This window comes from Kitasatospora sp. SolWspMP-SS2h, from assembly GCF_003259315.1.
In the GTDB taxonomy this organism is placed as follows: domain Bacteria; phylum Actinomycetota; class Actinomycetes; order Streptomycetales; family Streptomycetaceae; genus Kitasatospora; species Kitasatospora fiedleri.
Genome location: NZ_QLLT01000008.1, coordinates 149,821 through 169,204 on the forward strand (window position 1 = coordinate 149,821; position 19,384 = coordinate 169,204).

Annotated in this window: 21 protein-coding genes; 9 read left to right on the forward strand and 12 right to left on the reverse strand. The window is 75.6% G+C overall.

What is annotated here, in order from left to right; all coding sequences use genetic code 11:
• Positions 1-125: 125 nt before the first annotated feature.
• The gene (locus K353_RS11955; protein WP_111553556.1) at positions 126-776 is read right to left on the reverse strand and encodes an NAD(P)-dependent oxidoreductase; all 651 of its coding nucleotides are present in this window, start codon (positions 774-776) and stop codon (positions 126-128) included.
• Between the two features lie 339 nt (positions 777-1,115).
• Here K353_RS11955 and gcl point away from each other — a divergent pair, with 339 nt between their 5' ends.
• A complete protein-coding gene (gcl, locus tag K353_RS11960) occupies positions 1,116-2,897 on the forward strand; it encodes a glyoxylate carboligase (protein WP_111553557.1) in 1,782 nt (593 codons plus the stop codon).
• Between the two features lie 57 nt (positions 2,898-2,954).
• Here gcl and K353_RS34305 read toward each other — a convergent pair whose 3' ends face one another.
• Entirely contained in the window at positions 2,955-3,107 is a 153-nt protein-coding gene (locus K353_RS34305) for a hypothetical protein (RefSeq protein ID WP_158585394.1), read from the reverse strand.
• Between the two features lie 99 nt (positions 3,108-3,206).
• On the opposite strand from K353_RS34305, the gene K353_RS11965 reads away from it, so the two are divergent.
• From K353_RS11965 to K353_RS11980, 4 genes are all read left to right on the forward strand, one after another.
• Positions 3,207-3,833 carry a TetR family transcriptional regulator gene (locus K353_RS11965; protein ID WP_111553558.1) on the forward strand — a complete coding sequence of 209 codons (627 nt, stop codon included), beginning with the start codon at positions 3,207-3,209 and terminating at the stop codon, positions 3,831-3,833.
• A 99-nt stretch (positions 3,834-3,932) separates the two neighbouring features.
• The gene (locus K353_RS11970; RefSeq protein WP_111553559.1) at positions 3,933-4,751 is read left to right on the forward strand and encodes a serine protease; all 819 of its coding nucleotides are present in this window, start codon (positions 3,933-3,935) and stop codon (positions 4,749-4,751) included.
• A gap of 135 nt (positions 4,752-4,886) precedes the next feature.
• Positions 4,887-5,483 carry a TetR/AcrR family transcriptional regulator gene (locus K353_RS11975; RefSeq protein ID WP_111553560.1) on the forward strand — a complete coding sequence of 199 codons (597 nt, stop codon included), beginning with the start codon at positions 4,887-4,889 and terminating at the stop codon, positions 5,481-5,483.
• Positions 5,483-7,114 (forward strand): acyl-CoA dehydrogenase family protein, encoded by a 1,632-nt coding sequence (locus tag K353_RS11980; RefSeq protein WP_111553561.1) that lies wholly within the window; start codon positions 5,483-5,485, stop codon positions 7,112-7,114. The genes K353_RS11975 and K353_RS11980 overlap by 1 nt, the downstream gene beginning before the upstream one ends.
• Positions 7,115-7,142: 28 nt before the next feature.
• Here the strand turns inward: K353_RS11980 and K353_RS11985 are convergent, their stop codons facing one another.
• The 5 genes from K353_RS11985 to K353_RS12005 form a co-directional block, all read right to left on the reverse strand.
• The gene (locus K353_RS11985) at positions 7,143-8,357 is read right to left on the reverse strand and encodes a HAMP domain-containing sensor histidine kinase (protein WP_233533519.1); all 1,215 of its coding nucleotides are present in this window, start codon (positions 8,355-8,357) and stop codon (positions 7,143-7,145) included.
• Complete coding sequence (cseB, locus tag K353_RS11990) at positions 8,354-9,082, reverse strand: two-component system response regulator CseB (RefSeq protein ID WP_111553562.1); 729 nt, start codon at positions 9,080-9,082, stop codon at positions 8,354-8,356. Before cseB ends, K353_RS11985 begins: the two co-directional genes overlap by 4 nt.
• Entirely contained in the window at positions 9,079-9,936 is an 858-nt protein-coding gene (locus K353_RS11995; RefSeq protein WP_111553563.1) for a hypothetical protein, read from the reverse strand. Before K353_RS11995 ends, cseB begins: the two co-directional genes overlap by 4 nt.
• A gap of 123 nt (positions 9,937-10,059) precedes the next feature.
• Positions 10,060-10,737: a class F sortase gene (locus K353_RS12000; protein ID WP_146616449.1), complete on the reverse strand. Its 678-nt coding sequence runs from the start codon at positions 10,735-10,737 to the stop codon at positions 10,060-10,062.
• Positions 10,718-11,107 carry a hypothetical protein gene (locus tag K353_RS12005; protein ID WP_146616450.1) on the reverse strand — a complete coding sequence of 130 codons (390 nt, stop codon included), beginning with the start codon at positions 11,105-11,107 and terminating at the stop codon, positions 10,718-10,720. The genes K353_RS12000 and K353_RS12005 overlap by 20 nt, the downstream gene beginning before the upstream one ends.
• 261 nt (positions 11,108-11,368) lie before the next feature.
• On the opposite strand from K353_RS12005, the gene K353_RS12010 reads away from it, so the two are divergent.
• Entirely contained in the window at positions 11,369-11,854 is a 486-nt protein-coding gene (locus tag K353_RS12010) for a hypothetical protein (protein WP_111553566.1), read from the forward strand.
• Here K353_RS12010 and K353_RS12015 read toward each other — a convergent pair.
• A complete protein-coding gene (locus tag K353_RS12015) occupies positions 11,823-12,059 on the reverse strand; it encodes a DUF2277 domain-containing protein (RefSeq protein WP_100836016.1) in 237 nt (78 codons plus the stop codon). The genes K353_RS12010 and K353_RS12015 overlap by 32 nt on opposite strands.
• 126 nt (positions 12,060-12,185) lie before the next feature.
• Positions 12,186-12,866: a 4'-phosphopantetheinyl transferase superfamily protein gene (locus tag K353_RS12020; protein WP_199528072.1), complete on the reverse strand. Its 681-nt coding sequence runs from the start codon at positions 12,864-12,866 to the stop codon at positions 12,186-12,188.
• A 168-nt stretch (positions 12,867-13,034) separates the two neighbouring features.
• On the opposite strand from K353_RS12020, the gene K353_RS12025 reads away from it, so the two are divergent.
• Positions 13,035-14,459 carry a choice-of-anchor A family protein gene (locus tag K353_RS12025; RefSeq protein ID WP_146616451.1) on the forward strand — a complete coding sequence of 475 codons (1,425 nt, stop codon included), beginning with the start codon at positions 13,035-13,037 and terminating at the stop codon, positions 14,457-14,459.
• A 67-nt stretch (positions 14,460-14,526) separates the two neighbouring features.
• Here the strand turns inward: K353_RS12025 and kynU are convergent, their stop codons facing one another.
• A complete protein-coding gene (gene kynU / locus K353_RS12030) occupies positions 14,527-15,756 on the reverse strand; it encodes a kynureninase (RefSeq protein ID WP_111553568.1) in 1,230 nt (409 codons plus the stop codon).
• A 69-nt stretch (positions 15,757-15,825) separates the two neighbouring features.
• Positions 15,826-16,653 (reverse strand): tryptophan 2,3-dioxygenase, encoded by an 828-nt coding sequence (locus K353_RS12035; protein WP_111553569.1) that lies wholly within the window; start codon positions 16,651-16,653, stop codon positions 15,826-15,828.
• A gap of 165 nt (positions 16,654-16,818) precedes the next feature.
• On the opposite strand from K353_RS12035, the gene K353_RS12040 reads away from it, so the two are divergent.
• Complete coding sequence (locus tag K353_RS12040; protein WP_199528073.1) at positions 16,819-17,256, forward strand: Lrp/AsnC family transcriptional regulator; 438 nt, start codon at positions 16,819-16,821, stop codon at positions 17,254-17,256.
• Here K353_RS12040 and K353_RS12045 read toward each other — a convergent pair.
• Positions 17,240-17,809 (reverse strand): TetR/AcrR family transcriptional regulator, encoded by a 570-nt coding sequence (locus K353_RS12045; RefSeq protein WP_111553571.1) that lies wholly within the window; start codon positions 17,807-17,809, stop codon positions 17,240-17,242. The two genes, K353_RS12040 and K353_RS12045, sit on opposite strands and share 17 nt — an antisense overlap.
• A gap of 136 nt (positions 17,810-17,945) precedes the next feature.
• On the opposite strand from K353_RS12045, the gene K353_RS12050 reads away from it, so the two are divergent.
• The gene (locus tag K353_RS12050) at positions 17,946-19,346 is read left to right on the forward strand and encodes a DHA2 family efflux MFS transporter permease subunit (protein WP_370447590.1); all 1,401 of its coding nucleotides are present in this window, start codon (positions 17,946-17,948) and stop codon (positions 19,344-19,346) included.
• Positions 19,347-19,384: the final 38 nt, after the last annotated feature.

Here is a 19,384-nt window from a genome sequence, read left to right on the forward strand (position 1 = left end):
GAGCGCGCGGAGGGCCCCGGAACGTGTTCCGGGGCCCTCCGCCGTACCCGGATCCGGTGCGCCGCACCCGATCCGGTGCACGGTGCACGGCGCAGGGCGCCCGGCCCAGCGCGCGGTGCGCCCGGTCAGTACGCGACGGTGAAGCGCTCGCCGAGGTGCTTCGGGTGCTCGACCTCGTCCAGCAGCGCCACCGCGTAGTCCTCGGCGGAGATCCGGCTCTCGCCGTCGGCGCCGACCAGCAGGTCCTCCAGGCCCTCGCGGTAGCTGCCGGTGCGCTCGCCGGGGGCGATGGTGCCGGCCGGGGAGAGGTTGGTCCAGCGCAGGTCGGTGACGGTGCGCAGGTAGTCGAGCGCGTCGCCGTGGGCGTGCATGATCTGCAGCAGGAACTCCGGCAGGCCCTCGGCGTCCCAGACCCGCCTGCCGTCGGGGGTGCGCAGCGAGCCCGCGCCGCCCACCGTGACCAGCCGCGGGGCGTCGGCGCCCAGCGTGCGCAGCCCCGCCACCAGCGACTCGAAGGACGGCGCGATCAGCGCCTGGTGGCCCGGCCCGTCGCCGCCGCCGACCGCGCTGACCACCACGTCGGCGCCCTCGGCGTGCTCGGCCACCGAGGCCGGGTCGAGCACGTCGCCGACCGCCACGGTCAGCGCCGGGTGGGCGGCGGTCAGCTTGGCGGGGTCGCGGACCACGGCGGTCACGGTGTGGCCGCGGCGCAGCGCCTCGTCCAGCACGCGGGAGCCGATGGTGCCGGTGGCGCCGTACAGGGTGATGGTGCTCATCGCGGGGGTGTCTCCTCTGGTGGGTCCGCTGCGGGTCGCCGGGTCGCCGGGTCGCCGGGTCGGCGGGTCGGCCGGGGCGTGGTGGGCCCGCAGCTTGGCGTTTTCCGTCGACAGCACGACCGTACGGGCGTTCCGGGCAGGTGGGCGAGGTGCCGGGCCGACAGGGCCTGGTGAAAAACGGACAGCCGGTGGCGGCGGGGGAGCGGCCCCAGGGCGCGGCGCTGCAACGGTTTGTTGAAACGCACCTTGACGGCCCCGGCGCGGCCGCCTTAGCTTGCTTTCGCATCCCAAAACTATTCTTCCGCATCGCGGAAGAAGCGTCGACGGCAGGAGTAGCCGATGCCCCGCATGACAGCCGCCCGCGCGGCCGTGGAGATCCTCAAGCTCGAAGGCGTCGAGGTGGCGTTCGGCGTGCCCGGCGCCGCGATCAACCCCTTCTACGCCGCGCTCAAGGCGGCCGGCGGCATCCGGCACACCCTGGCCCGGCACGTCGAGGGCGCCTCCCACATGGCCGAGGGCTACACCCGGGCGAAGGCGGGCAACATCGGCGTCTGCGTCGGGACGTCCGGCCCGGCCGGCACCGACATGATCACCGGCCTGTACTCGGCCACCGCCGACTCGATCCCGATCCTGTGCATCACCGGCCAGGCGCCGGTCGCCCGGCTGCACAAGGAGGACTTCCAGGCCGTCGACATCGCCTCGATCGCCAGGCCGGTCACCAAGGCCGCCACCACCGTGCTGGAGGCCGCGCAGGTCCCCGGGGTGTTCCAGCAGGCGTTCCACCTGATGCGCTCCGGGCGGCCCGGGCCGGTCCTGGTCGACCTGCCGATCGACGTCCAGCTCACCGAGATCGAGTTCGACCCCGAGGCGTACCAGCCGCTGCCGGTCTACAAGCCCGCCGCCAACCGGACCCAGATCGAGAAGGCGATCGCGCTGCTCCAGGAGTCCGAGCGGCCGCTGATCGTGGCCGGCGGCGGCGTCGTCAACGCCGACGCCGCCGAACTGCTGCTGGAGTTCGCCGAGTTGACCGGCGTCCCGGTGGTGCCCACGCTGATGGGCTGGGGCGTCGTCCCGGACGACCACGCGCTCAACGCGGGCATGGTCGGCCTCCAGACCTCGCACCGCTACGGCAACGAGAACTTCCTCGCCTCCGACTTCGTGCTCGGCATCGGCAACCGCTGGGCCAACCGCCACACCGGCGGCCTGGACGTCTACACCGCGGGCCGGAAGTTCGTCCACATCGACGTCGAGCCCACCCAGCTCGGCCGGATCTTCCCGCCCGAGCTGGGCATCGCCTCCGACGCCCGGGCCGCGCTGGTGCTGCTGCTGGAGGTGGCCCGCGAACTGGCCGCCGCCGGGGAGCTGAAGGACCGCCGGGAGTGGGCCGCGAGCACCCAGCGGCGGCGGGCCGAACTCCAGCGCAGGACCCACTTCGACAACGTGCCGCTCAAGCCGCAGCGGGTCTACGAGGAGATGAACCGGGCCTTCGGCCCCGAGACCCGGTACGTCACCACCATCGGGCTCTCGCAGATCGCCGGCGCGCAGCTGCTGCACGTCTACCGGCCCCGGCACTGGATCAACTGCGGCCAGGCCGGACCGCTCGGCTGGACCGTCCCGGCCGCCCTCGGCGTCGCCACCGCCGACCCCGAGGGGCAGGTGGTCGCGCTCTCCGGCGACTACGACTTCCAGTTCATGATCGAGGAGTTGGCGGTCGGCGCGCAGCACCGCATCCCGTACGTCCACGTGCTGGTCAACAACGCCTACCTCGGGCTGATCCGGCAGGCGCAGCGCACCTTCGACATCGACTTCCAGGTCAAGCTGGAGTTCGAGAACATCAACGCCCCCGAGCTGGGCGTCTACGGCGTCGACCACGTCCGGGTGGTCGAGGGCCTGGGCTGCAAGGCGATCCGGGTCACCCGGCCCGAGGAGCTGCTGCCCGCGTTCGAGCGGGCGAAGAAGCTGGCCGCGGAGTTCCGCGTCCCGGTGGTGGTCGAGGCGATCCTGGAGCGGGTCACCAACATCTCGATGGCCGCCGCGGACATCGACAAGGTCATGGAGTGGGAGGAGGTGGCCACTGCGCCGGGCGACGCCCCGACCGCGATCAGGCCGCTGGCGGTGTGACCCCGGGCCGGGCCCGCCCCCTCACCGGCGGCCCCCCTCGTCGGCGGCCCGCCCCCCTCACCGGCGGGTCGGCCGCCCGGTGCCGCGGTGGTGCTTGCCGAACAGGGCCCACGCGGCGCCCGCGGCGAGGGCGGCCAGCAGGACCGGGACGGAGAGGTGGGTGATGGCCCAGGCGATCAGGGCCAGCGCGATCAGGGCGACGAGCAGCATGGCGGCACCTCCGCTTTCGGTGAACGAGTGTTCGCTGATTGCCGTTCCGTACTCTACGGGGACTGGCCAAATTCGGCAAACGACTGTTTACTGAACGCCGTGACGACGCACTCCGCCCCAGGTGTCCGCCAGGCCCGGAAGCAGGCCAGCCGCCGCGCCCTGCTGGACGCCGCCCTCGGCCTGCTGGCGGAGCAGAACCTGAGCGGCCTGGGGGTGCGCGAGGTGACCCGGGCCGCCGGCCTCTCGCCGGCCGGCTTCTACCGGCACTTCGCGGACCTCGCGGAGCTCGGCGTGGTGCTGGTGGAGGAGTCGCTGGCCAACCTGCACGGGATGATCCGGGCGGTGTTCGCGGGCCGCGGCGAGGCCGAGCTGCTGATCGACCGCTCGGTCGAGGTGATCGCCGCGCACGTGGCGGCGCACCCCGCGTACGTCCGGTTCCTGGCCCGCGAGCGGCACGGCGGTGTGAAGCCCGTGCGGGACGCCGTCGCGGCCGAACTGGACCGGTTCGCCGAGGAGTTGGCGGCCCTGCTGGCCGTCCAGCCGGACACCGCCGACTGGCCGGCGCGGGACCGCCGGATGCTGGCGGAGCTGTACGTGGACCGGATGGTCTCCACCGCGCTGGCCCTGGTCGAGGCGGGCCCGGCGGAGCGGGCGGCGATCGCGCGGACGGTGCGCACCCAGCTGCGGCTGATCAACCTGGGGAGCCGTCACTGGACGGCCGACTGACGGTCCGTCAGGGACGGGTGCACTCTTGACACGGTGTCATGGGCGCGCCAATTTAGGGGAACCCCAGTGGTACCCCCACACCCCCTGAGAGGCACCCTCATGAAGAAGCCGCTCACCGGCGCGCTCTGCGCGCTCGTGCTCGCCGGGGCCACCGCCCTGGTGAACGCCGCCCCCGCGTCCGCCGCCACCGTCAACTTCGCCGGGACGGTCGCGCTCAGCAACTGCTCCGGCTCGCTGGTGCGGATGCCCAACTCGGTGGACAGCGACCCCGGGCTGATCCTCACCAACGGGCACTGCCTGGAGAGCGGCATGCCCGCGGCCGGCCAGGTGATCACCAACCAGTCGTCCAGCCGCAGCTTCACCCTGCTCAGCTCCAGCGGCGGCAACCTCGGCACCGTCAAGGCCAACCGGGTCCTCTACTCGACGATGACCGACACCGACGTCACCCTCTACCGGCTGAGCAGCAGCTACGCCACGATCAGGAACACCTACGGGATATCCCCGCTGACCATGGCCACCGCCCACCCGGTGGCCGGCAGCGCGATCAAGGTGGTCTCCGGCTACTGGAAGAAGATCTACTCCTGCAACGTGGACGGCTTCGCGTACCGGCTCAAGGAGTCCAGCTGGACCTTCAAGGACTCGGTCCGCTACACCTCCGGCTGCAACATCATCGGCGGCACCTCCGGCTCGCCGGTGGTCGACGCCGGCAGCGGCCAGGTCGTCGCCGTGAACAACACGATCAACGAGGACGGCCAGCGCTGCACCCTGGACAACCCCTGCGAGGTCGACCAGAACGGCACCGTGACCATCCACCAGGGCATCGGCTATGCCCAGGAGACCTACACCATCCCCAACTGCTTCGCCCCGGGCAACGTGCTCGACCTGACCCGGTCCGGCTGCGTGCTGCCCCGCCCGTAGGCTCCGCAGCCGCACCCCGCCCGCAGCCACCCGCGCTCCCCTCCGCGGGTGGCTGCGCGCGTCCGGCGTGACAGCAGCGCAAAGCCCCGACCGGGTCCTTCCGTGAAGCAGTGAATCAGTGCTTCAATCCTTTCCATGGCCTACCGACGCACCGCCGCCGTCCAGGCCCGGCTGGACGACCGCCGCGAGACCGTCCTGCGGGCCGCCACCGCCCTGCTCGCCGAACGCGGCTACGCCGGCTGCTCGGTGTCCGCCGTCGCCGAACGCGCCGGCATCGCCACCGGCAGCGTCTACCGGCACTTCGACGGCAAGGCCGACCTCGCCGTCACCCTGTTCCGCACCGTCTGCGGACGCGAGATCACCGCCGTCACCGAGGCCGCCGAACGCGCCGCCGACCCGCTCGACGGCATCGCCGCCCTGGTCGCCACCTTCGCGGCCCGCGCCCTCCAGGCCCCCCGCCTCGCCTACGCGCTGCTCGCCGAACCCGCCGACCAGGACGTCGAGGCCGAACGCCTGGTCTTCCGCCGCGCCTTCCGCGACCTGATCGCCACCCGCATCGACCGGGCCGCCGCGCTCGGCCGGCTCCCCGCCCAGAACGCCGAACTGACCGCCGCCGCGATCGTCGGCGCGGTCGCCGAAGCCCTGGTCGGACCGCTCACCGACGGCCGCCCGCCCGGGACCGTCCTGCCCGAGCTCGTCACCTTCACCCTGCGCGCCCTCGGAGGCCACTGATGGCAACCACCCACGAGGTCACCAACCAGGTGCCCGCCCCGTACGGCCACGACGTCGCCGCCGACCCCACCCTGCTGGACGCCCTGCACCGGGCCGGCGCCGACTGGGCCGTCGAGGAACTGCACGCCCTCGGCCGCCTGGCCGGCACCGAACAGGCCGCCGACTGGGCCCGCCTGGCCAACGACAACCCGCCCGTCCTGCACACCCACGACCGCTACGGCCACCGCATCGACGAGGTCGAGTTCCACCCGTACTGGCACGAGCTGATGCGCACCGCGGTCGAACACGGCCTGCACGCCGCCCCCTGGCGCGACGACCGCCCCGGCGCGCACACCGCCCGCGCCGCCAAGTTCCACGTCTGGGGCCAGGTCGAGGCCGGACACACCTGCCCGGTCTCGATGACCTACGCCGCCGTCCCCGCCCTGCGCACCACCCCCGCGCTCGCCGACGTCTACGAACCGCTGCTCACCGCCCGCGAGTACGACTTCGGCCTGCGCGCACCGCACGGCAAGCGCGGACTGATCGCCGGCATGTCGATGACCGAGAAGCAGGGCGGCTCCGACGTCCGCACCAACACCACCCGCGCCGTCCCCGCGGGCGACGGCACCCACCGCCTCACCGGCCACAAGTGGTTCACCTCCGCCCCGATGTCGGACGTCTTCCTCACCCTCGCCCAGGCCCCCGGCGGCCTCTCCTGCTTCCTGCTGCCCCGCGTCCTGCCCGACGGCACCCGCAACGCGCTGCGCCTGCAACGCCTCAAGGACAAGCTCGGCAACAAGTCCAACGCCTCCGCGGAGGTCGAGTACGAGGACGCGGTGGGCTGGCTGGTCGGCGAGGAGGGCCGCGGCGTGCGCACCATCATCGAGATGGTCAATATGACCCGCCTCGACTGCACCACCGGCGCCGCCTCCGCGATGCGCCACGGCGCCCTGCGCGCCCTGCACCACGCCGGCCACCGGCGGGCCTTCGGCAAGGACCTGGTCGACCAGCCGCTGATGCGCAACGTCCTCGCCGACCTGGTCGTCGAGTCCGAGGCCGCCACGGCGATCGCCATGCGGCTGGCCGAGGCCACCGACCGGGCGCTGGCCGGGGACGAGCAGGAGGCGCGCTTCCGGCGGCTCGGCCTGGCCGTCGCCAAGTACTGGGTCTGCAAGCGCGGCCCCGGCCACGCCGCCGAAGCGCTCGAATGCCTGGGCGGCAACGGCTACGTCGAGGAGTCCGGCATGCCCCGGCTCTACCGGGAGGCCCCGCTGGTCTCCATCTGGGAGGGCTCCGGCAACGTCGCCGCGCTCGACGCGCTGCGCGCGATGGCCCGCCAACCGGAGAGCCTGGCCGCCGTGTTCGCCGAACTCGACACCGCGAGCGGGCTCGACGCCCACTACGACGGCGCCCTCGCCGCCCTGCGCAAGGACCTCGCCGACCCCGAGCACCTGGAGTACCGCACCCGCCACCTGGTCGAACGGCTCGCCCTCGCCCTCCAGGCGTCCCTCCTGCTGCGCCACGGCCACCCCGCCGTCGCCGAGGCCTTCACCGCCACCCGCCTCGGCGGGCGCTCCGGCCTCGCCTACGGCACCCTGCCGACCGGCCTGGACACCACCGCGATCCTCGGCCGCGTCCCCGACCTGCCCTGACCGGCCGACGGCCCGGTCGGACGGCCGGTCAGGAACCCGGCCCGGGCAGCACCAAGCGGGCCAGCGCGCCCCCGTCGGGGTGGTTGGCCAGCCGCAGCCGGGCACCGATCGCCTCGGCGTGGCCCTGGGCGATGGTGAGGCCCAGGCCGTGGCCGCCGCCGCGCTCGCGGGCCCCGGTGCGGAAGCGGCGCGGCCCCTCGCGCAGCACCTCCTCCGGGTAGCCGGGACCGTGGTCGCGGACGGTCACGACACCGCCCTCCACGGTGACCAGGACCGGGGCGCGGCCGTGCCGGTGGGCATTGGCCAGCAGGTTGGCGAGGACCCGGTCGAGGCGGCGCGGATCGGTGCTGACCACCGCGTCGCCGGCGATCCGCAGCTCGGCCCCGGTGCCGGCGGCGGCCACCACCCGGGCCAGCAGCGGCCCGAGCGGCAGGTCGGCCAGCTCCGGGGCGTCGGCCCCGGAGTCCAGCCGGGAGACCTCCAGCAGGTCCTCGGTCAGGTCGCGCAGCGCCCGCACCCGGTCGCGGACCAGCTCGGTCGGCCGGCCCGGCGGCAGCAGCTCGGACGCGGTCAGCAGGCCGGTCAGCGGGGTGCGCAGCTCGTGCGCCACGTCGGCGGTGAAGCGCTGCTCGCCGGCCAGCCGGCTGCGCAGCGCGGCGGACATCGAGTCGACCGCGGCGGCCAGGTCGGCCACCTCGTCGCGGGGCCGGCCGAGCGGCCCGATCCGGGCGTCCGGGTCGCCCCCGGCGATGGTGCGGGCGGTGCGGGCGGCGGTGCGCAGCCGGCTGCTGATCCGGTCGGCGGCCAGCACCCCGGCGAGCACGGTGACCAGCACGGACAGCGCGGCGCCGACCGCCACGGCGCGGTCCAGGTCGGCGATCGCCCGGGCGTCCCCGGCGTAGTCCATCCGCACCGACAGCACCCGCCCGTCGGCGCCGGCGGCGGCCCACATCGCCGGGCCGTTCGGGCCGGGGCCGAGCGCCGAGCCCCGCCGGCCGCGCTCGGCGAGCCGGCGCAGGTCCGCGGGCAGCGCCGGGTCGTCGGCGGCGGCGTGCCAGCCCGCGACCAGCTCGCCGGTCGCGTCGTAGCCGGTGAGCACCGAGTCGAGCGCGGTCAGCGCGGACGTGCGGGCCTGCTCGGTGTGCTGGCGCACCGACGCCTGGTGGACCAGGACCCCCACCGCGAGCGCGACCAGGCAGGAGACCAGCGCGATCACGGCGGCGATCTGCCGCCGCAGCGTCACGGCGTCCGCCGCAGCTTGTAGCCGAAGCCCCGGACGGTCTCGATCCGGGCGGCGCCGATCTTCGCCCGCAGCCGCTGGACGTGCACGTCGACCACCCGGCTGTCGGCGCCCCAGGAGTAGTCCCAGACCCGCTCCAGCAGGGTCTGGCGCTCCATCACCACGCCCGGCGCGGCGGTGAACTCCAGCAGCAGCCGCAGCTCGGTCGGGGTGAGCGGCACCGGGCGCCCGGCCACCTTGACCTCCATCGCGCCGGTGTCCACCTCCAGGTCGTCGATCACCCGCACCGGGTGCGCCGGTCCGGCGGCGGTGGCGGCGGGGGCGGCGCCGGGGGCGACCGGGTCGAAGGAGGTGCGCCGCAGCACGCTGCGGATCCGGGCGACCAGGACGGCGGTCTCGAACGGCTTGACCACGTAGTCGTCGGCGCCCGCCTCCAGGCCGGAGATCACGTCGATCGGCTCGGTGCGGGCCGACATCATCAGGATCGGCAGCCGGCTCTCCTCGCGGACCCGCCGGCACAGCCCGACCCCGTCCAGCAGCGGCAGCATCACGTCGAGCAGCAGCAGGTCCGGCGGGTCGGCCCGGAAGCGCTCCAGGCCCTCCAGGCCGTCGGCCGCGGTGACCACCGGGAAGCCGTAGCGCTCCAGGGCGAGTTGGGTGGTCTCGCGGATCACCTCGTCGTCCTCGACCAGCAGGATGCGCGGGGCGCCGGGCACGGGAGGGGTCATCGGGTCCTCGTCGGGGCGGGTCGGGCGGTGTCGCGGGCCGGGCCGTCCGGCACCGGGGTGGCCCGGGCCGGGCCGTCCTGCGGGGGGACGGCGGTCCGGCCGGCGGCCGGGGCGGGGCCCGCGGAGGGGACGGGCGTCGGCGCCGGGGTCGGGGCGAGCACCACCAGCGGCCCGCAGGCGTCCGCCAGCAGGCAGCCGGAGACGTCCGCGCCCGGCCCGAGGACCTTGATCCGCCGGTCGACGAGGACCATCCGGTCGGTGTTCCAGCGGTAGGTGCTGCTGGTCTCGGCGAACGGGCCGGTGGGCTCGTGCACCACCAGGTCCGCGCCGACCGTCTCGGCGGTGAAGTCCGGCGCGGCCGGCACGGCCAGCACCGGCAGCACCTCGCGGCCGCGCAGCGCGTAGACGTGGAGCACGGCCCGCGGGGAGTCGGGGCCCGCGTCGAACAGCACGGCGGTCAGCAGCTCGGGGCGGCCGTCTCCGTCGAGGTCGCGGTACTGGGCGGGGCGGACCGCGCAGTGCGCGCACCCGGCGGCCAGGGCGGTCCGCTCCGGCGGGCCGAGGGCCGGGTCCGCGGCGAGCGGGGTGCGGGCGTCGGTCCCGGTGAGCGCGTCGAGCGCCAGCCCGGGCAGCGGGGCGGGCTTCTGCTGCTCCACCGCGGCGGGCCGGGCGGGCGCCGGGCCCGCCGCGGCGTCCGGCCACAGCGGCTGCGGGCTCGGGTGGGCCCGGACCGGCCGGGCCGCCCCGGCGTCCTCCAGCGCGCCGGGCGCCCGGCAGCCGGTGGCCGCGACGACGGCCAGCAGGACGAGCAGCAGGCACCTGGACAGGCCGGTGCCGGGGGGCCGGGTCCTCACGTCGAACGGCGCCTTTCGGGGGTCGGGCGGGGAGCTGCCAGTCTGCACCACCGGAGCGGGCCGCCCCCCGGCCCGGGGGGCGGCCCGCTCCGGCGGGCGGTCACGGCGACACCACGGTCACGGTCACGGGGACGGCGGCAGCGGGTCGGCGAAGACCACGATGTTGTCGGAGTAGTGGCCGTTGCCGCCGAGCGTGCCGCCGCAGGTGACCAGCCGCAGCTGCGGGCCCGGGGCGTCGCCGTAGACCAGCGCGGTCGGGAACGCGTCCTTGGGGTACTGGTGCAGCTCGCGCACCCGGTAGGAGAGCGTGCTCCCGTCCGCCCGCCGGACGTCGACCCGGTCGCCCGGACGCAGCCCCGGCAGGCCGTGGAACACCGCCGGGCCCCTGTGGGTGTCGTAGTGCCCGAGCAGCACGGTCGGCTCGTCCGGTCCGGGCGCCGGGCCGCTGCGGTACCAGTCGACCTGTCCCGGCCGGTCCAGCGGCGGCACCTGCACGGCGCCGTCCGGATCGAGTCCGACCCCCTCCACCGGCGCGTCCACCCCGATCCGGGGCACCAGCACCCGCACCGGCGGCGAGAACGCGGCCCGGACCGGCGCGGCGGCCGTGGCCGCCGCGGACGGCGGCGCGGTGGCGGCGGCCGTCCCGGCCGGGCCGTCCACGGCGATCCGCACCGGCGCGGGGTCGGCCGCGCGGGCGGCCACCAGCGTCGCCCCGCCGCCGATCAGCAGCCCGACCGCCAGGGCCGGCGCCCACCAGTGGCGCCGGCCCCGGCGGTCCTCGTCAGACCCGGGCGCCGGCACGGCGCCGGACGACGAGCAGGCCGATCCCCGCCGCACCGGCCGCCGCCAGCCCGGCCCCGAGCACGAGCCCGGTCGCCGAGCCGCCGCCGTCCGCCCCCTCGCCGGTCTGCGCCCCGCCCTTGGGCAGGACGCGGCTCCCCCCGTCGGCGGGCGCGGCCGCGGCCCGGGTGGGCGCCGGGCTCGGCACGGGGGTGGCGGCGGCGTCCGGCCGGGCGGACGGCGCGGCCGAGACGGCGGGGGCCGGGGTGGCGGGAACCGGGCTGGCGGAGTCGGCGAACGCGACGGCGCCCGGCAGCGCGAGCACACCGACGGCGACGGCCGGAGCCAGCGCGAACCGCACCGTGCGGCGGATGGACGTGGTACCTGACATGCGGGAACCTCCCCTTGCGCGTCCCCCGCCGCCGGACGGCCGCGGGTCGACGACGCTCACGCTAGGAACCCCGCCCCTCGGTCGGCCGCCGACCGCGTAACGGCCACCGCCCGGCTCTGTAACAGTCCGCCGCCGTAGCGCCGACGCGCCGTGGTGGGGCCGCCCGCCCGGCGGGCTTTCCGCCGTCGGGCGGGCGGATAAGCGCTGCTAGCGTGACCGGGGTTCCGTCCCCCGTGTCGTGGTTGAAGGGTTGCGCCCGCGATGGCCAAGTTCCTGCTGAGTCTGCACCTGCTGGTCGTGGCGCTGTGCATCGGTCCGGTCGCGGTGGCGGTGAGCATGTTCCCGCGGAAGGCGAAGGCCGCGCTCGCGGCGGGCCCGGAGCAGCCGGGCGCGCAGGTCTCGGTGCGGCTGCTGCACCGGATCAGCAACGTGTACGCGCTGATCGGGCTCGGCATCCCGGTGCTGGGCATCGGCACCGCGCAGGTGATGGGGGTGCTGGGCAACGCCTGGCTGATCACGTCGATCGTGCTGACGGCCGCCGCGGCGGGCGTGCTGCTGCTGGTGGTGCTGCCCGGTCAGCAGGCGACCGTGGACGCGCTGGACGCCACCGAGGACCGGGACGCCGAAACGGCCCGCGCCGCCGGCAGGTTGCGGACGCTGCCGATGACGGCGGGCGTGTTCAACCTGCTCTGGGCGGCGGTCCTGGTGCTGATGGTCATCCGGCCGGGGTCGACGAACGGGGCGTGACCCCGCGGACCTCGATCGAGGCGAGCAACTGGGCGGTGGCCGCCGCGACGGCGGCCACCGCCGCGTCGAACGCCTCCCGGTTGTGCGCGGCCGGCGCCCGGAACCCGGAGACCTTGCGGACGTACTGGAGGGCCGCCGCGTGCACGTCCTCGGGGGTGGCGTCGGACGTCATCGGCGGGCGGAGCGTCTTGATGCTTCGGCACATGCCTCCAGTCTGCCGCGCCCGGCCGGCTCCCCGCCGGGGTTCGGGGAAGCTGCCGGGGTTCGGGGAAGCCGTCGGGACCGCGCCGACCGCCCCCGCCCCCGGCGGGATGCCGCCGGGCCGCCGCCGTCAGGGCGCGCCGACGGGCCCGGCCGGCTCCACCAGCTCGATCGGGAGGGTCGCGGCGGCGGTGAACAGGGCGTCGGGGGTGGTCAGTTCGAGGTAGTGGAGGTCCTGGTCCCGGTGCTGGAGCGGCGGGTCGAGGGGGAGGTGGGACAGGTCGAGGCTGCCGAGGGTGTCCAGGGAGGCGCGGCCGAGCTTGATCAGCGCCTCCTTGCGGACCCACAGGCGCAGGAAGGCCCCGGTCGGGTCCGGCCGGCTGTGGACCAGGGCGCTCTCGGCCGGGGTGAGGACGTGCCGGAGGGCGGCCGGGTCGGTGCCGCGGGCGCCGAGGTGCTCGACGTCGACGCCGATCGGGACGGGCCCGGCCGCGGCGGCGATGATGCCGCTGGTGTGGGAGAGGCTCAGGTGGGTGTCGGGGCGGTCGGTGAGGTAGGGGCGGCCGTGCTCGGTGCTGCCGCAGCCGGGGCACCGCTGGCCGAAGGCGATCGCGGCGGGTTCGGTGCCGAGCTGGGCGGCGGCGCAGTACCGGACGAGCAGGTGCGCGGCCAGGTAGTCGTCGCGGTCGGCGGGGCGCCGGAACCGCCCCAACCGCTCGCGTTCGAACGCGGTGAGCAGCCGCTCGTCGGCGTCCGGCCGGGCGAGGACCTCGGCGGTGGTGGCGAGCATGGCGAACGGCGGGTTCGGCACGGTTCTCCCTTTCCGGGCTGGCACCTTCACTGACGGAACATCAAAGTAGTCCGTTCGAATGACTGCCCGGCGCGTCCGGGCCGACCCGTCCGGGGGCGGTGTGCCGGTTCCTCTTTGCTGGCCGGTGTCTGCTGTCTGCTGACCCATCCGTCAACGAGAGGGGTGCCCGTGCGACACGGTGTCCGCGGCAAGAACCCGCTGCTCCGCTTCGCCGTGGTGGCGGCGCTCGCCGCCGCTCCGCTGCTCACCCTGGCCTCGGTCGGCCAGGCCGACCAGCTGGCCCCGCCGCTGGGGCCGTGTTCGGGCCCGGACTGCCCGAGCACCTGGGACCCGCCGCACACCGGGCCGTTCAACGGGGCGGACGCCTCGCTCAACATCTACGTGGGCGGCGACTACCTGGTGCGGCAGAACGCGGCCGAGGCCGAGGGCAAGATCGCGGTGGTCGGCAACCTCGACATCAACAAGGCGATGGGCGGCGCCTTCAACATGGGCGTGGTGGGCGTCGGCTCGATGGTCACCCCGCCGAACGCCACGGACCACGTGACGGTGGGCGGCTCGGTCGCCATGGACGCCTCGCAGGCGAACCCCAGCCGGCTGTTCATCGGCGGCACCGACTTCTTCGTCCAGCCGCCGAAGGCGCGGTGGGGCAACCTCAAGTACGGCACCACGCTGACCGGCGCCTACGACATCACCCCGGACGGCCAGGCGATCCGGGACCCGGCCGCGATCGACGAGTTCCGCGGCCTGACGCCGGTCATCGAGGACCACTCCGCCTGCATGGCCCGGCAGTCCGCCACCGGCACGGTGGTGGACGACGGGACCACCGTCACCTTCACCGGCGACGGCACCAGCGCCCGCCAGGTGTTCAACTACGGCCGGAACATCGGCACCGACGGCGGGCGCCGCTCCCTGGTGTTCGCGGGCGTCCCGGCCGGCGCGACGGTGATCGTCAACATGACCGGCGGCGACGTCACGGTCAACACCAACAGCGGCACCGGCGCGGCCGACGACCCGCTGACCGTCCTGCGGCCGAACCTGATGTGGAACTTCCCGACCGCCACCAGCGTGGCGGTCACCGGCGACGCCCAGTGGCAGGGCTCGATCATGGCGGGCAACCCGGCGGGCACCACCACGCTCTCCAACCCCGGCACCAACGGCCGGGTCTACCTGGCGGGCAACCTGCTCCAGCAGGGCAGCGCCGGCACCGAGATCCACAACTACCCGTTCAACGGCGACCTGCCGGTCTGCGGCGAGAGCCCCAGCCCGTCCCCGACGGACGACGATGACAACCCCAGCACCAGCCCGAGCCCGTCGCCGAGCGACTCGACCAGCCCGTCGCCGTCGCCGTCCCCGTCGGGCAGCGAGAGCCCGAGCCCCAGCCCGTCGCCGAGCACCAGCACCAGCCCGGCGCCGTCGCCGAGCGGGAGCACCCCGGTGCCGACCGGGTCGGCCTCCACCCCGGTGGGGCCGCCGCTGCCGGACACCGGCGGCGGTGACCTGGTCGCTCCGGCGGCGGGGGCCGCCGCGGTGCTGCTGGGCCTGGGCGGCGGCGTGATCGCGCTGGCCCGCCGCGCCCGGGGCCGCCACAGCTGACGCGGCCGCCGCACCAGGACGGCCGGGGCCCGCGGGCCCCGGCCGTCCGCCGTGCGGGCGTGGAGGGTCAGGTCACGTCGGCGCGGCGGGCGAAGCGCTCCGCGCGCCACTCGCCGCCGGCCAGCACCTCGCGCAGGGCCGTCGCGGCGTCGTGCACGTCGGTGCGGGAGAGGTAGAGCGGGGTGAAGCCGAAGCGCATCAGGTCGGGGGCGCGGAAGTCGCCGATCACGCCCCGGGCGATCAGCGCCTGGACGACCGCGTAGCCGTCGGGGTGCCGCAGCGCGACCTGGCTGCCGCGCCGGGCGGGCTCCCGCGGGGTGACCGGTTCGACGTCCAGGTCGGCGGTCAACTCCAGGAACAGGTCGGTCAGTTCGAGGCTCTTGGCGCGGACGGCGGCCGGGTCGGCCAGCTCCCAGACCTCCAGCGCCGCCTCCAGCGCGGCCAGGCCGAGGATCGGCGGGGTGCCGGTGAGGAAGCGGGTGACGCCCGCGGCGGGCCGGTAGCCGGGCTCGAAGTCGAACTGCCGGGCGTGCCCGAACCAGCCGGTCAGCGGCTGGCGGGCGGCCTCCTGGTGGCGGGCCGCGGCGTACAGGAAGGCGGGCGCGCCGGGGCCGCCGTTGAGGTACTTGTAGCCGCAGCCGACGGCGAAGTCGACGCCCGCCGAGTCGAGTTCGACCGGCAGCGCGCCCGCGGTGTGGCACAGGTCCCAGACGGCGAGCGCCCCGGCGGCGTGGATCCGCTCGGTGACGGCCGCCAGGTCCAGCAGTTCGCCGGTGCGGTAGTCGGCGTGCGAGAGCAGCACCACGGCGGCGTCCCGGTCGAGGGCGGCGTCCAGGTGGGCGGCGGAGTCCAGCAGCACCGGCCGGGTGCCGGGGTGCAGCGCGCCCAGGCCGTCGGCGATGTACAGGTCGGTGGGGAAGGCGTGCCGTTCGGCGAGCAGCGCCGGGCGGCCGGGGCGCAGCCGCAGGGCCGCGCCGAGCACCTTGAACAGGTTGACCGAGGTGGAGTCGCAGACCACCACCTGCCCGGGGGCGGCGCCGAGCAGGTGGGCGCCGAGCCGGTCGCCGAGCCGCCCGGGCTGGTGGAACCAGCCGGCGTCGTTCCAGGACCGGATCAGCCCGCCGCCCCACTCGCCCTCGACGACCTTCGCCAGGTGTCCGGGGGTGCGGCGGGGCAGCGCGCCGAGCGAGTTGCCGTCGAGGTAGAGCACCCCGTCGGGCAGCGCGAACTCGGCGCGCAGGGCGTGCAGCGGGTCGGCGGCGTCGCGGGCCGCGCACTGCTCACGGGTGGGGGTCACGGCGTTGCTCCCGGGGGTCGGGGGTGCTCGGAGGGCGCGTTCATCGGGGATCGCGTCCGCGGGTCGCGTTCAGAGATCGTTGCGGACGGCCCACAGTTCGGGGAAGACGTCCTGGTCGGCGGCGTGCTTGAGCCAGCTGAGGCCGCTGGAGCCGCCGCTGCCGGGCTTGCCGCCCATGGTGCGCTTGACGGCGGAGTAGTGGCGCTGGCGCCAGCGGGTGACGCGTTCGGCGGTGTCCAGCAGGGCCTCGCCGAGCCGGACCAGGTCGGCCAGCGCGGGGTCGGTGTAGACGGCCCGCCAGGCGGCCTCGACCGCCTCGTCGTGCCGGTGCCGGGCGGTGACCGGCCGGGCGGGCACCGCCAGGCCGCGCCGGGCCAGCACGGCCAGCGCCTCGTCGTACAGGCCGGGGGTGCGCAGCGCGGCGAACAGCGCGTCGTACTCGGCGGGGGAGTCCCGGTACATCTCCAGCAGGCCCTCGCTGCGGTTGCCGAGCAGGAACTCCAGCCGCAGGAAGGCCGAGGACTGGAAGCCGGACGCCTCGCCGAGGACCGGGCGGAAGGAGTTGAACTCGGCGGGCGTCATGGTGGCCAGCAGGTCCCAGGAGCCGGTCAGCACGTCCTGGGTGTGCTGCCCGCGGCGCAGCGCGGCCAGCGCGCCGTCCAGGTCGTCGGCGCGCAGGGCGGTGCGGGCGGCGGTCCAGTCGCGCTCCAGCAGGTCGAACAGCAGCTCCATCACCTGGGTGCTGACGATGAACGCGTACTCGGCGGGCTCGGCGCTGCGCGGCCGCTGGAGGGAGTGCAGCTCGGCCAGGCGCACGTACCGGGCGTAGGGGGTGGACGGGCCGGGCTCCTGGTCGGGGCCGAACCGCAGGTGGGGCTGGTGGGTCTGGCCGGTCATGGCCGCTACCTCCTCGGTGCCGCCCGCTCGGGTCGCGGCGGGCGCCCCCCATTGTGCGGCGCGGCGGCCTGCTCTTGAATGGGCGTCGTAGCCCGGATGGGGGCACCGGCCTGCCGTTCGCAAGGCGCTGCCCCCCGATCGCCTGACGAACGCAAAGGAGCCGCCGTGGACGCGGTGGACCGCCTGCTGCTGGCCGAGCTCCAGGCCGACGCGCGGCTGTCGTACAACGAGCTGTCGCGCCGGGTGAACCTCTCCCCGCCGGCCGTCGCGGAGCGGGTGCGCCGGCTGGAGGCGGACGGGGTGATCACCGGCTACCACGCGCACCTGGCCCCGGCGAAGGCCGGGGCGGCGGTGATGGCGCTGGTCACGGTGGAGTGCTACGGGGTGCGCTGCCTGCTGCGCGACCCGGAGGTGGCCGACTGGCCGGAGGTGTTCCAGCTGCACCGGGTGACCGGCGGGGCGTGCTGCGTGCTGCTGGTCGGGGTGCCGGACATGCCCTCCTTTGCGCGGCTGACCGACCGGCTCGGCGGCTACGGGCAGCCCACCAGCTCGATGATCCTGTCCAGCCCGGTGCCGTGGCGGCCGCTCACCCCCGGAGCGTGACGAGCGGGAGCAGGACGTCGTCGACGATCTCCTCCAGCACGTGGTCCGGCACCGGGGCGGAACTGGTCAGCATCTCCTGCCGGAGCAGGTCGAAGGGCAGCGCCCGGATCCGCGGGGTGAGCCGCGCCGGGTCGGCCTCGCCGCGGGCGACGGCGCGCTCGTACAGCGCCTCGGTGCCGTCCGGCCCGGTGGCGTCGAGGAGTTCGGCGGGCGGGGTGCCGGTCGCCCGGTGGTAGCCGGCCAGTTGGACGCTCATCAGCGCGACCAGGTCGGAGCGGGTGGCGTTGATGGCCCGCATCAGGGCGAGCACGTCCCCGCGCAGGCTGCCGGTGTCGGGCACCGCCAGCCGGGAGCGCTCCAGCACGTGCCCGATGGCGGCCCGGGCCAGCGCGTCCCGGTCCGGCCAGCGGCGGTAGAGGACGGGCGGGCTGGTGCCGGCCCGCTTGACCACGGCGTCCACGGTGAAGCCGGCGTAGCCGCTCTCGGTCAGCTCCGCCCAGGCCGCGTCCAGCAGGGCCGCCTCCAGGGCCGCGCCGCGGCGTCGTTCGGCCATCCGCTCCTCCTCGGTCTCGGTCTCGGTCGGTCTCGGCCCGTCTCGGTCCGACCTTTAGATAGATTTGCCTATCTTATCCACGGGCCCTACGGTGGGGACCGCAAGATAGGACTCTATATCTTAAGGGGGCCCTGCCGTGATCCGGCACGCCCGCGCGACGGCCACCGCCGCCGCCCCGCCCGAACCCGTCGACCCCGCCGTCCGGCGCCTGGCCGCCACCGTCGTGGTCGGCGCCCTCGCCGTGGTCTTCGACACCACCATCACCAGCGTCGCCCTGAACGACCTCGCCGCCGACCTGCACGCCCCGCTCGCCACCGTCCAGTGGATCGGCACCGGCTACCTGCTGGCCGTCTTCACCACCATCCCACTGGCCGGCTGGGCCCAGGTCCGGCTCGGCGGCAGACGCCTGTGGACCGGCGCCCTCGGCGTCTTCCTGCTCGGCTCGCTGCTCTGCGCCCTCGCCCCGAACGCCCCCGCGCTGATCGCCGGCCGCGTCGTCCAGGGCGTCGGCGGCGGCGTCATGATGCCGCTCATGGTCACCCTGGTCATCCAGGCCGCCCGCGGCCGGGGCCTCGGCCGGGTGATGGCCGCCGTCACCCTCCCCACCGCGCTCGGCCCGATCCTCGGCCCCGTCCTCGGCGGCCTGATCCTGCACCTCGGCAACTGGCGCTGGCTCTTCCTGGTCAACCTCCCGTTCTGCGCCGTCGGCGCCTGGCTCGCCCACCGCAACCTCCCCGACGACCGCCCCGCCCCCGGCGCCCCGCGCCCCCGCCTCGACACCGTCGGCCTGCTGCTCCTGCCGCCCGGCACCGCCGCCCTGCTCTACGGCCTGTCCCGGACCGGCACCGGCGGCGCGACCCTCCCGCTGCTCGCCGGAGCCGCCCTGCTCGCCGCGTTCACCGTCCGCGCCCTGCGGCACCCCGGCGCGCTGGTCGACCTGCGACTGCTGCGCCACCGCCCGCTGGCCTCGGCGTCCGCGCTGGGCTTCCTCGGCGGGGTCGTGCTGTACGGGGCGATGGTGCTGCTGCCGCTGTACTGGCAGCAGGTGCGCGGCCAGGACGCGCTGGGCGCCGGACTGGCGCTGATCCCGCAGGGCGTCGGCGTCCTGCTGGCCCGCGCCCGGGCCGGGGTGCTCACCGACCGGCTCGGCCCGCGCCCGGTTGCCCTCGGCGGATTCGCCCTGACCGCGGCGGCCACCGTGCCGTTCGCCCTCGGCGCGGACGGCGGACTCCTGCTCGGCGCGGCCCTCCTGCTGCGCGGCGTCGGCCTGGGCACGGCGATGGTCCCGCTCGGCAGCGCCGGCTACCTGGGCCTGGACCGCGGACAGGTCCCCGACGCCAGCGTCATCACCCGGGTCGCCCAGCAGATCGGCGGCTCGGCCGGCACCGCCCTGCTGATCGTCGTCCTCCAGCACGCCACCACCGCCACCGGCACCCCGGCCGACGGCTTCACCACCGCCTTCACCTGGTCCGCCGCGCTCACGGCCCTGGCCGTCCCGCTCTGCCTGCTGCTGCCCCGCCGGGGGAGGAGCGCCTGACGGCGGGCGGGTGGGGGTGCCTGGCGGTGGGCGAGGGG